The sequence below is a fragment of the Streptomyces sp. NPDC058664 genome (assembly GCF_042716635.1).
In the GTDB taxonomy this organism is placed as follows: Bacteria; Actinomycetota; Actinomycetes; order Streptomycetales; family Streptomycetaceae; genus Streptomyces.
Map to the genome: position 1 here is coordinate 1 of NZ_JBHXRW010000118.1, position 8,509 is coordinate 8,509.

An 8,509-nucleotide genomic window follows, 5' to 3' on the forward strand; every position below is an offset into this window, starting at 1 on the left:
TCCTCCCGCTCGGTGGTGGTCAGCCGGTCATCACGCTCGCCGGCGTCCGCCTCGGCCTGCCGGATCCAGGACCGCAGGGCCTCCGGATGCACGCCGAGATCGACGGCCATCCGTTTGATCTGCGGCTTCGGCTCGGTGGCCCGGTACATCCGCACCGCACGTTCCCGCAACTCCAGCGGGTACTTCCTCGGGGCAGCCATGATCAGATCTCCTCTCGTGAGAACCATCTGACCCACTGTCACCTTCCGCCGCATCTCGGGGGAACCTCAGGCATCTCCGTCCTCTTTTCCGGATCTGGGCACGTACTGCCGGACGACTTCGCTCGCGCTCGGTTCGCTGGACGGAACAGACTTCTTCCCTCTCCCTCGACCGCACCGCGTCCGTGCAGCCCCGCTGTCCGTCCCGCGCGGACTCCCGGCCGGTTGGCATCTGGAATGGGCATGCCGCTCTCCCTGTCCGCCGCGGCGGGTTGCCGCCCGCCAGGCCGCGGGCTCCGTAACGTCCATGCTCCGCTCCGGCCGGACCAGACTGGTGACCTAATTGATCATCACGGGCAGGCTGGTGGCCCCCTTTCGGGGGACTTGCTCCGCCTTCTTCCGTTTCGCTGTGTAATCATCACCTTTGCTGGTGATTATTCATCGGTTCGGCGGTGGCTTGACGTGGGCTGGAGGGCTTGCGGTGGTCTTGCGTATGCGCTGGCGGAGCTGTGTTCCGGTAGCCGTGGGGGTGTTCTTGACCGGGATGGCGCTCCGCCCTGCGGCTGTGCAGAGCCACCCCGGACACCTTCCGGAGCGCACAACCCTTGTCTCGGCGGAAGTTTCTGCGCCAGCCGGCACGGCCTGCGCGGCCGGCATGAGCTGTCCCCTGGACCCTGCCCGGCCGGGACTGGCGGGTTTCGTCCCGCTGCGGCAAACGGCTGCCGGCTTGGTGAAAGCAAAGAGCCCGCTTCCGCCTGCCGCCCGCCGACAGGGCACGGACCGGCCGGTGCGGCAGACGAGCTGGCTGCTGGTGGAGTTCGGGCCGGAGGCGGGGGTGTATGGGGTGGGGCAGCCGCTGACGGCCCGTCTGGGACAGCCGGTCACCGACTGGCAGACACGTGCCATGGTCGAGCGGGGCCTGAAAGTAACGTCCCTTCCCCCGGTCGAGGGAGCCTGGCACTGGGTGGACGCCCACACCCTGCACTACCGGCCCGCGAGCTTCTGGCCCGCGCACGCCGTCATCACCGCCACCAGCACGCTGGGCGGAGCACGGATCAGCGACACCCTGGCCGGAACCGGGACGCGGCCCCTGCGGATCACCACAGCCGACCGGATCGAGGCGGTCACCGACACCGCCCGGTACACCATGACCGTACGGCGCAACGGCCGCCTCCTGCGGACCATCCCGGTGACCACCGGGAAAGACGGCTACCTCACCCGGGGCGGGACCAAGGTAGTCCTGGAAAAAGAGCCGCTGGTGCGGATGAAAGGCGAGAGCATCGGCATCCCGCAGGACAGCCCCGACGCCTACGACCTCGACGTCCACCACGCGATCCGGCTGACCTGGAGCGGCGAATACCTCCACGCCGCCCCCTGGTCCACCCAACACCACGGAAAAGCCAACGTCAGCCACGGCTGCACCGGCATGAGCACCAGCAACGCCGCCTGGCTCTATTCCCTCCTGCGCCCCGGCGACATCATCCGCGTCACCCACAGCCCAGGCGACACCATGGCCCCCTTCGGCAACGGCTACGGAGACTGGAACCTCACCTGGCGCCAATGGCAAAACGGCAGCGCCCTGACCATGCCGCCCACAGGACGCCTCACCCCGGCCTCGCCCCGCCTGCGGCCCTTGGTATGAGCCCTCCGGGGCTGTAAGCGGAGGATGATGTCCAGCCGGCGGTGCCCAGGAGTTTCTGGTCAGCAGTCTCTGTCTTGATCTGCTCAATGGCCTCCTTTATGGTCGGTTTTCTTGAGGTACGGCTTCTTTTGGTCGACTGGGCAGGGGGTTTTCCGTGGCCTGTATCCGTATCTGGGTTGAGCCGCAGCACCACGATGGCAGCGTCTGTTCGCATGCCATCACTGCTTCCGGTAAGCCTCGTGATCCCGCGACGGGCTGTACCGGCCGTGTCCGCTACCAGGTGAGGTGCAGCGAGCACGGCGCCGTGGGTGATGCCCAGAGCCGGCGTTCGCTCGCTGAGGCTGCCCAGAACGCTCATCGTGATGAGCACCGGGCTGTCCTTGCCTGCCGTGCTGCATGAACGCCTTTGGCATTGCGGCCGCGGGAAGCCTATTCACGGGGTTTCACAAGCCCTTCTTCTTGTAGAAGGCGAGGGCGGTGACGATCTTGGCGATGAGGGCGAAGCGGGTGAGGGGGCCTCGGTAGCGGGCGGCAAAGATCTTCCAGTCCTTGTGGCCGCTTTTGCCGATGGCGGGGCCCATCCGGGTGCTCTTGGGTCTCCCAAGTGCCCACAGCGCCGCGTACGGCTTTACGGTGCCGTAGTGGATCACTATGCGGGTCGGTGGCGTGGCTGCCGGAATCTGACCGGCCCTCAGCGCGAGCTTGTCGAGCGTCTGGCGGTGCGTGCTGAAGTCCTGCGTGCCCAGGCGGGCCGGGACGGCGAGAGCCTGAGCATCCGTGATGCGGTGGCTTTGGCTGCTGTTCAGCTTGGCCTGCATGCCCCGGCAGTGTGACCCATGTGTCTCATGGGTGATCTGAGTTCTTGTGCTGCTGCTTGAGCGCAGGCCTGTCCCGGTCACAGTCGGAACAGGCCTGCGTGACACCGCAGGGGGAACCTGTTGTGTTGACCCAAGATGATCATGGAATCTCGGCTTCCTGGTGAGTGATCACTACTCAGCCTGAAAGCACGGCCTGATGCGCATCGACGTCCTCGCCCTGGCGGTGCCAGGTGGGGGGGTGTCTCTATGTCCTTCGTCAAGGACATGGTGCCGGGTATGGGGTGTTTGGGGTGGTCATGCGGCGAGGGTGATGGTGGGGGTTCGGGACTCGTAGAAGGTGCCGTCTCGGAGCATGGCGAACAGGACGCTGATGCGTTGGCGGGCGAGTCGCAGGAGTGCCTGGGTGTGCGTTTTACCTCGTGCTCGTTGCCGGTCGTAGTAGGTGCGGGAGGCCGGGTCGGCGTTCATGCAGGCGAAGGCGGAGAGGAACATAGCGCGTTTGAGCTGCCGGTTTCCGCCCCGCGGTGCGTGTTCGCCATGGATCGAGGTCCCCGACGATTTCGTGGTGGGGGCGAGGCCGGCGTAGGAGGCGAGGTGGGCGGCGCTGGGGAAGCCGGTGCCGTCGCCGACGGTGACCAGCAGGACTGCGGCGGTCCTGACTCCGACTCCGGGCATCGAGGTCAGGACCCGGTGAAGAGGGTGGGCCTCCAGCAGGGTGCTGATCTGGGCTTCCAGTGCCCGGCGCTGGTCGTGGACCGCGGCGAGTGAAGCGGCCAGTGACGGGATCACGATGTCGAGGGTGCCCGTGCCGGGAACGATGACGGTCTGCTCATCGAGGGCGTCGAAGATGTCATCGATCAGCCGCTGAGCCATCCGCGGAGCCTTGGGCCGGATCAGCTCGACGAGCCTTCGTCGGCCGGCCTTGCGCAGGGCGGCCGGGGATCCGTAGCGCTCGAGGAGCCAGGGGATGGCCGGGTGGTCCAGCCGAGGGCCGAGCACACGTTCCAGCGACGGGTGGAACTGGGTGAGCAGGCCGCGTATCCGGTTGCTGGTGCGGGTCGCCTCGGCCGCGAGGTCCTGGTCGAAGCCGGTCAGCACGGTGAGCTCGGCGGTGATTTCGTCGGTCAGCTCCAGTGAGCGCAGGGTGTGGGGCATCGTCCGGGCGGCGTCCGCGATCACCGCGGCGTCCTTCGCGTCGGTTTTCGCCTCGCCGGGGTAGAGGTCGGCGATCCGCCGCATCGCGAGTCCGGGCAGGTAGGCGACCTCACAGCCCGCGTCGCGGGCGACCGTCAGGGGCAGGGCCCCGATGGACGCGGGCTGGTCCACGATCACCAGGACCGTGCCGAACTTGGCCTTGAGCTTGTCGAAGACGGCCCGCAGCTTCGGTTCGCTGTTGGGCATCGGCTTGTCGAAGACCTTCTTCCCGGCCGGGGTCAGCCCGTGGCCGTGGTGAGCGGTCTTGCCGACGTCCATCCCGAGGAAGACGCCTATGCCTTCGGTGTCGAACATCGCACCATTCCAGAGGTGTTGACCGTGCCGGCCTCGGCGGTGGCACCGTGCTCGCGCATCCACGTTATGCAGACCTGCCGCCCGCGAACTGCCCGGCATTGCGCCGGGCCGGGCGGTGGCCGGGTCTCTCATCAGCGTCTGTGACGGCACCTGCCGGACCCGGCGACACCACCCCCCCCAGGTCATCCGTTCGACAGAGGGGACACAGTCATACCGGGCCCGGAGGCCAGCGGTCCCATTACAGGACCGCGAAAAACATAACGGGGGGACGGGGGTGTGCGCTGCTGGGTGAGGGTGCGGTGCAAGCGGGGGTGGATGCCGGTGAGGCGCAGGCTGACATGGGCGGCGGAGGCCTGGTGGGTGAGCCGGTGCAGGGCGCGTAGACCGGTGTGGTCGCAGAAGGTGAGGCCGGCCAGGTCGAGGTAGAGACAGCGGGGGCGCGTGGCGAGGGCGGTGGCGGCGGCTGCGTCAAGGAGGGGACGGTGGCGAGGTCGAGTTCTCCGGTCAGGCGCAGTTCGACGGTGTCGCGGTAGCAGACGGTACGGGTCTGCAGCAGGTCTTGTGCCCGTATGGCCGCCTCCGCTTCCCGATAAGGCCGGGCCCGATCCCTTCCCCCTGACCTCCCGGGCTCCGGGTGGCGGGGAGTGTGTCCAGGATGCCGGGGGTGGGGGTTATGCGGCGTCGAGGGCGGCCCAGTGGTCGATCAGGCCGTCGGTGTCGCCGTCGGTGCCGGCGCGGTCGGCGAGGGTGGTGATGATGGCCTCGCCCCGTCCGTGCTCGCCGTCGGGGCGGTGGGCGGCCCAGCCGCCAGCGTTGGTGGCGGGCTGGGAGCCGCCGTCACTGACATGCACCTGCACCGAGCCGGTGTCGTCGGCGGTGGCGTGCAGGTGCAGGACGACGGGCGGCAGGGCATAGGTGACGGCGTTGGTGACCAGTTCGGAGATGACTAGCACCAGGTCGTAGACCTGCTGCTCGGAAAGGCCCCAGGACTCCAGGACGGGCTGAGCGGCGTGCCGGGCGGTGGCCGGGGCCAGCGGGCCGTGCTCCAGCGGCAGGCCGAAGACGCGCTCACCGGTGGCGACGGCTCGCAGCACAGGCTGTGGGTCGGCGGGGGAGATGGTGGTGGTCGTCATCGGGATCACTGCCTGTCCAGTGGGGCCGGGTGGATGCTGCCTTTTCTGCTGCTTCCAGCACACTCCCCTGGAGCACGGAAACCCTGAGCAGTCAATACCCAAACACGAAGAAACCGGACATCGGGTATGCGGTGCGAGGCGGGAGCGGTGCACCTCTTGCGGGGCGGGTGGCGTGGTTTCTGGCCGCCGCCGGGAGGCGGACGGCCGCTCAGGAGGCGGACCGAGGGCCGGGCCGGGGGAAGGCGGCGGGCCGCCGTGTGCAGGCCTCTGCTGCGCTGGCGCGCTTGGCCGTTCCGGACAGCGGGGTGATGACAGCGGCGGGTGGCAAAAAGGTGGGGGCGGGATTCCGGGGGCGTGGAATCCCGCCCCTGTGTGGTGCGGTCGAGCGGGGTGTGCGCGCTCGCACCGGCCGGCCCGACTGTCAGGCGCGGGACCGGGGCTTGGAGGGGGAGGCGGTATTGAACCAGGCCCAGCGGGTGGCGCCACCGTGGGGGAGGGGGCGGGTGCCGTAAAAGCCGGCGAGCGTGTGGATGATGGCGAGGCCGCGGCCGTGCTTGTCCGGGGTGCAGGAGGAGGTCCAGGGGTCCTCGTCGGCGGCGGGGCCGCCGACGACGAGGACCCAGACCCGGCCGCCTGCGTGTTCGCGGTGCAGGTGCAGGTGCAGGTGCAGGTGCAGGTGCAGTGCCAGGGGCGGCTGGGCGTGCTCGACGGCGTTGGTGACCAGTTCCGAGACCACCAGGACCACCGCGCCGGCCTGCGCACCGGCCGCCTGCCACCCTGCCAGGATCCGCTGGGCGGTGTGCCGGACGGCCGCGACCGCCTCGGGGCGGTGCTCCAGGACCTGGGTCACGTCGTCCACCGGCGCGCGCTGTCCCGGGATCCGCGGAGCGGGGGTGTCATCGGCGCCTGCCCGGGGCTGGGACCGGGAGGTGCTGCCGCCCGACGGACCGGTCTGGCCGGTCAGGCTGTCGCGAGTGGCGGTGGCGTACATGGCGATCACTTCCGGTCCGATGACCCAGGACCAGGAGGCCGGCCCCGCTTCCGGGAACCTGTATCCCTCCACCGGCCACACTCCACCCCACAGCCCTCCGGAACCTGAGCAGCCAGTACCCAAAACGCACATTCCGTCACAACTGCAACGATCTGCGTTTTCTGCCGGTGATGGTTCGGCACGGTGACGTCGGTGCTGGGCGTCATCCGCTTTCACCGGTGTGGTGCCGTCTGGGTGCGACATCGCAGGTGGTTGTCACTCGGCTGCTGCGGTAGTTGTCGTCGTGGATGGGTCGTCGTTGTTGCTGGTCAGGAGTGGGTGTGAACCGTTCCGGGTTCGATAGAGACCTCAGATGTTGGTTGTGAGCTGGGGTTTTGTGGTGCTCAGGTAGTAGTACTTCGTTAGATTGATTTGATCGTGGGGCCGTGGCGGTGCATGCTGCGGTCTGTGGATCTTGGTGAGGTGGAGAGGCTTCGCGGGGACCTGGGCGACTTCGTGGCCGAGGTCTTCGCGTCGCTGGCACGCAAGGACCAGCGCCGGCAGGGTGACTGCTATCTGCGGGGACTGATGCTGGACGGGCGGCGCAAGTCGATCCAGCCGATGGCCGAGCGGTTGCCGGACGGGAACATGCAGGCCCTGCAGCAGTTCGTCAGCCAGTCGCCGTGGGACCACACGCCGGTGCTGCGACAGATCGCCCGCAAGATGTCCCTGGCCCTTGCGCCCGAGGCCTGGGTGATCGACGACACCTCGTTCCCGAAGGCGGGCGACCGGTCCGTGGCGACGTCCCGGCAGTACTGCGGCGCGCTGGGCAAGCGCTCCCTGTGCCAGGTCGGGGTGAGCGTCCATGCCGTCACCGACAAGGCTTCCAGTCCGCTGACCTGGCGACTGTTCGTGCCGCCGGACTGGAACGACCCCGATGATGCCCGCCGACGCCAAACCGGCCTGCCGCCGCAGGTCGGACACGTCGAGAAGTGGCGGCTGGCGATCGACGCGCTCGAAGAGCTGATCACCTGGGGACTCGCCCCGCAGGTCGTGGTCGCCGACGCCGGCTACGGTCAGTCCGCGGCCTTCCGGCACACCCTGCGCTCTCGCTGCCTGGACTACATCGTGGCGGTGCGCGGCGAGGAGACCGCGCACCGCCATGACGCGGAGCCGGTGGCTCCCGCTTACGGCGGTGCGGGCCGGCGTACTCTTCCCCGCTACCGCACCGACTCCACCGCCCTGCACGAACTCGCCACCGAGGGCGGCCGTCGGGCGTTTCGGCAGGTCACCTGGCGCCGGGGCAGCCGCGGAGCGATGCGCTCACGTTTCCGCATCCTTCAGGTGTGGCCCGCCGGAAAGATCCCCCGGGCACTCGCCGCCTTTGACGCGGGCGGCAGCGCCGCCTGGGACGGTGTGCTTCCGGCCGAGACCCTGCTGGTCGAATGGCCGCCGGGCGCGGACGCCCCCACCGACTACTGGCTCACGAATCTGCCGCCCGACACCGCACTCCGCCGGCTCGTGCGGCTGGCCAAGATCCGCTGGCGCATCGAGCACGACTACCACGAGATGAAGCACGGTCTGGGCCTGGACCACTTCGAAGGCCGTACCTGGCGCGGCTGGCACCACCACGTCACCCTTGTCACCGCCGCCCATGCCTTCCTCACTCTGCGGCGCCTCGACCCAAAAGCCGAGGCGTCGGCCTGAGCTTCTACCAAGTCCTCGACACCCTCCAGGACCTGATACGGGCCTGGACCGGCGAATACCCCACCTGCCACCGCGAGTTACCCACCACACACCGACCGGAGCACACCCGACCATTCCAGACCTAACGAAGTACTACTAGTGACCTGAGACCGACCGGCAAATGGCGGGCAGAGCTGACCCATGCGAACCCGGACGCAGAGCAGGCACGAGCCTGAGTGATCATGGAGTTCTTGATGCTCAGTGATCACCTGGAGGACTCGTGTCTGCGGTCCCATCATGCCTTTTGGAACCCTTGTGGGACCAATTCGCCGCTCTGCTGCCTGTGCGGAGCGAATACGCCGAGAGTCATCCACTGGGCTGTCATCGGCGACGGGTCTGTCCAGTAAACGGTGTAACCGGTTTGGTTGCTGAGGTCAGATTCGGTGGTCGGTGAGGCGTCCGTCGAAGGCGATGTCGAAGGCCTGGAGGGCCCGCTTCCAGCGGGTGGTCCAGCGTTTGCGGCCGGTGCCGGTCGGGTCCAGGGACATCACCGC

General features: G+C 68.4%; 8 protein-coding genes and 1 pseudogene. 3 read left to right on the forward strand and 6 right to left on the reverse strand.

The window, feature by feature from the left end:
* Nucleotides 1–200: transposase (locus tag ACFWUY_RS39755; protein ID WP_384121562.1), on the reverse strand; the 200-nt coding region annotated here is incomplete at its 3' end.
* A 784-nt stretch (nt 201–984) separates the two neighbouring features.
* Between ACFWUY_RS39755 and ACFWUY_RS39760 the strand changes: the two genes are divergently transcribed.
* Nucleotides 985–1,839 carry a L,D-transpeptidase gene (locus ACFWUY_RS39760; RefSeq protein WP_384121563.1) on the forward strand — a complete coding sequence of 285 codons (855 nt, stop codon included), beginning with the start codon at nt 985–987 and terminating at the stop codon, nt 1,837–1,839.
* Between the two features lie 443 nt (nt 1,840–2,282).
* On the opposite strand, the gene ACFWUY_RS39765 is transcribed toward ACFWUY_RS39760, so the two are convergent.
* From ACFWUY_RS39765 to ACFWUY_RS39785, 5 genes are all read right to left on the reverse strand, one after another.
* Nucleotides 2,283–2,657, reverse strand: coding sequence for a hypothetical protein (locus ACFWUY_RS39765; RefSeq protein WP_384121565.1), 375 nt, complete (start codon nt 2,655–2,657; stop codon nt 2,283–2,285).
* A gap of 294 nt (nt 2,658–2,951) precedes the next feature.
* A complete protein-coding gene (locus ACFWUY_RS39770; RefSeq protein WP_384121566.1) occupies nt 2,952–4,166 on the reverse strand; it encodes an IS110 family transposase in 1,215 nt (404 codons plus the stop codon).
* Nucleotides 4,167–4,348: 182 nt separating this feature from the next.
* Complete coding sequence (locus tag ACFWUY_RS39775; RefSeq protein ID WP_384121574.1) at nt 4,349–4,702, reverse strand: STAS domain-containing protein; 354 nt, start codon at nt 4,700–4,702, stop codon at nt 4,349–4,351.
* Nucleotides 4,703–4,837: 135 nt separating this feature from the next.
* Nucleotides 4,838–5,299, reverse strand: coding sequence for an ATP-binding protein (locus ACFWUY_RS39780; RefSeq protein WP_384121568.1), 462 nt, complete (start codon nt 5,297–5,299; stop codon nt 4,838–4,840).
* Between the two features lie 421 nt (nt 5,300–5,720).
* Nucleotides 5,721–6,362: an ATP-binding protein gene (locus ACFWUY_RS39785; RefSeq protein WP_384121570.1), complete on the reverse strand. Its 642-nt coding sequence runs from the start codon at nt 6,360–6,362 to the stop codon at nt 5,721–5,723.
* Between the two features lie 375 nt (nt 6,363–6,737).
* On the opposite strand from ACFWUY_RS39785, the gene ACFWUY_RS39790 reads away from it, so the two are divergent.
* Both ACFWUY_RS39790 and ACFWUY_RS39795 read left to right on the forward strand, forming a co-directional pair.
* Complete coding sequence (locus ACFWUY_RS39790) at nt 6,738–7,976, forward strand: IS701 family transposase (protein WP_384121572.1); 1,239 nt, start codon at nt 6,738–6,740, stop codon at nt 7,974–7,976.
* A 259-nt stretch (nt 7,977–8,235) separates the two neighbouring features.
* Nucleotides 8,236–8,352: pseudogene (locus ACFWUY_RS39795) on the forward strand (IS5/IS1182 family transposase); the annotation flags it as partial.
* Between the last annotated feature and the right edge of the window lie 157 nt (nt 8,353–8,509).